Annotated in this window: 2 protein-coding genes; both read left to right on the top strand. The window is 74.7% G+C overall.

Annotation, left to right across the window (positions count from 1 at the left end; genetic code table 11):
- Positions 1-926 (top strand): capsular polysaccharide export protein, LipB/KpsS family (locus HW577_RS23940; RefSeq protein ID WP_474100255.1); only part of this gene is annotated, 926 nt, incomplete at its 5' end.
- Complete coding sequence (locus tag HW577_RS23945; protein WP_198378609.1) at positions 923-2,149, top strand: capsule biosynthesis protein; 1,227 nt, start codon at positions 923-925, stop codon at positions 2,147-2,149. The genes HW577_RS23940 and HW577_RS23945, both read left to right, overlap by 4 nt.
- Positions 2,150-2,260: the final 111 nt, after the last annotated feature.

Raw genomic sequence — 2,260 nt, forward strand, 5'->3', positions numbered from 1 at the left:
GGGAGGTCGCCGTCTGGGCCGCCCGCGCGCCGGCGGACCTCGCGCCGCGGGCGCGGGCCGCCGGCATCGGCATCGTCTGGGTCGAGGATGGCTTCCTTCGCTCCGCCGGCCTCGGTGCGGGCTTCCTGCCCGGGGCTTCGCTGGCGCTGGACCGCCGCGGTCCACATTTCGATCCCCGGGCGCCAAGCGAGCTCGAGATCCTGCTCGCCACCGCCGTCTTCCCGCCGGCGCTGATCGGGCGCGCCGCGGCGCTGCGCGCCGCGCTCGTGGCGCGTGGAATCACCAAGTACAATCTGGCCGGCGCGGCGCCCGTCCTGCCCGCCGCGCAAGGCCGCCCGCGCATCCTCGTCCCCGGGCAGGTGGAGGACGACCTGTCGATCCGCCTCGGCGCCGCGGGCGCCGTGCGCGGCAATCTCGACCTGCTGCGCGCAGTGCGCGCCGCGCGGCCGGAGGCCTTCATCGCCTACAAGCCGCATCCGGATGTCGAGGCCGGCTTCCGGCGCGGCGCCATCCCGCCGGAGGAGGCGCGGCGCCTCGCCGACATCGTGCTCGATCGCGCGCCTATCGCGCCGCTGCTTTCGCAAGTGGAGGAGGTGCATACGATCACCTCCCTCACCGGGTTCGAGGCGCTGCTGCGGGGCGTCGCCGTCACGTGCTGGGGCCGGCCCTTCTATGCCGGATGGGGCCTGACGGCAGACCACGCGCCGATCCCGCGCCGCACGCGGCGCCTTGCGCTCGACGAACTCGTCGCAGGTGCGCTCATTCTGTATCCGCGCTATCTCGATCCGGTGACGGAACTTCCCTGCGAACCCGAGGCGCTTCTCGACCGGCTTTCCAGCCCCGCACCGTGGCGCGGCGGCATCGTCGCCACGCTGCGGCGCTGGCAGGGGGCGGCGATGGCGCGCCTCGCGCGGGGGCGCGGATGACCGGCCGGTCCTTCCTGTTCCTCCAGGGACTCGCCACGCCCTTCTTCGTCCGGCTGGGCGATGCGCTCGTTGCGCGCGGGCACGCGGTGCATCGGGTGAATCTCTGCGCCGGGGACCGGCTGTTCTGGCGCCGGCCGAACGCGACCGATGTGACCGGCCGCGCGGAGGAATGGCCGGCGGCGCTCGCGGCCCTCGCCGCACGCCATGGCGCGACGGACCTCGTCATGTTCGGCGATTGCCGGCCGCGGCACGAAGCCGCCATCTCCTTCGCACGCACGGCAGGCATCACGCCCTGGGTGTTCGAGGAAGCCTATCTGCGCCCCGGCTACGTCACCCTGGAGCCCTGGGGCGTCAACGGCTTCTCCCGGCTGCCGCGCGACCCGGCGCGCATCCGCGCCATGGCGCCGGGCCTGCCGCCGGCCGCGCCGGAAGCGCTCGCCACCGGATCCTTCCTGCGGCGCGCCCGCGACGACGTGCTCTACAGCGTGGCGAACCTGCTCCTCGCGAAACGCTTCCCCCATTGGCGGACGCACCGGCAGTGGAACCCCTTCCACGAATACGCCGGCTGGGCGCGGCGCGGCATGCTCCGCCCGCTGCGGAGCAAGGCGGCCTGGCGGCGGCTCGCCAGGCTGCGCGCCGGCACGGGGCCGGTCTTCGTGCTCCCGCTGCAGCTCGAAGGCGACTACCAGCTGCGCCGCCATTCGCCCTTTCCAAGCCTCGAGGCCGCCATCGCCGGGATCGTCGGCTCCTTCGCCGCGCATGCGCCGCGCGACGCGATGCTGGCGGTGAAGGGCCATCCGCTCGACAACGGACTGACTGATTGGGGGCGCGTCACGCTGCGCCACGCCGCGGCGCGTGGCGTCGCGGACCGCGTGCTCTGGCTGCCCGAACTCCCCTTCGGCCCCGTCCTCGCCCCGGCGGCGGGTGTCGTGACGGTCAACAGCACGGCCGGGCTGCAGGCGATCAGCCAGGGCAAGCCCACCATCGCGCTGGGGCGGGCCATCTACGACATGCCGGGCCTGACCTTCCAGGGCGGGCTGGACGCCTTCTGGACCGGCGCTGCGCCGCCCGACCTGATCCTGGCCGACGCGCTGCGCCGCGTGCTCGCCGCCCACTGCCTGATCCGCGGCGGCTTCTTCAGCGAGGCCGGCATCGCGGAGGGCGTCGCCAATGCCGTCGCGCGGCTCGAGGCCGCGCAGGCGCTGCGCGCGGCGGCCGAATAGCGCGACGATGGACGCGCCGCGCTGCATCGTGATCTCGGGCGCCTCGCGCGGTCTTGGCGCCGCGCTGGCCGAACGTTTCGCGGCCCCGGGCGTGGCGCTGCGGCTCGTCGC

This window comes from Neoroseomonas rubea, assembly GCF_016106015.1.
GTDB classification, from domain to species: Bacteria; Pseudomonadota; Alphaproteobacteria; order Acetobacterales; family Acetobacteraceae; genus Neoroseomonas; species Neoroseomonas rubea.